Consider the following 774-nt stretch of genomic DNA (forward strand, 5'->3'; position numbering starts at 1 on the left):
GATGAATTATATTATTATCCTGAAACAGGGTCACCATTACTTAGAGAGGCGATTAGTCAACATTTAGGTGTGGACGCATCTCGAATTTTATTTGGTGCAGGCTTGGATGAAGTTATCTTAATGATTTCAAGAGCAGTATTAACACCAGGAGATAAAATCGTAACGAGTGAAGCAACGTTTGGACAGTATTATCATAATGCTATTGTAGAGTCTGCTCATGTTGTTCAAGTACCATTAAAGAATGGTGGATTTGATTTAGAAGGTATTTTAAATGAAGTTGATGACGGTACTTCACTAGTGTGGTTATGTAATCCTAATAATCCTACTGGTACCTATTTTAATCATGATGAACTTAAAGGATTTTTAGAACGTGTACCAAGTCACGTACCAGTACTCATTGATGAAGCGTACTTTGAATTTGTTACTGCAGACGATTACCCTGATACGTTAAAGTTACAAGAAACATTTGACAATGCATTTTTACTAAGAACTTTTTCAAAAGCTTATGGATTAGCAGGATTACGCGTAGGTTATGTGGTTGCCACTAATGAAGCTATTGAAAAATGGAATATTATTAGACCACCATTCAATGTTACACGTTTATCTGAATATGCTGCAGTAGCTGCATTGGAAGATCAAGACTACTTAAAAGAGATTACTGCAAAAAATGCTAAAGAACGTGCAAAGTTTTATCAAATACCTCAAAGTAAACATTTCTTACCTAGCCAAACTAACTTTGTATTTGTACAAACAAATAAAAGTAAAGAACTGTAT

At 34.0% G+C, this 774-nt stretch carries 1 protein-coding gene; it reads left to right on the forward strand.

What is annotated here, in order from left to right:
* On the forward strand, positions 1-774 hold a 774-nt coding region (locus AB840_RS15455; RefSeq protein ID WP_048515697.1), incomplete at both ends, for a pyridoxal phosphate-dependent aminotransferase.

The organism is Megasphaera cerevisiae DSM 20462 (assembly GCF_001045675.1).
In the GTDB taxonomy this organism is placed as follows: domain Bacteria; phylum Bacillota; class Negativicutes; order Veillonellales; family Megasphaeraceae; genus Megasphaera; species Megasphaera cerevisiae.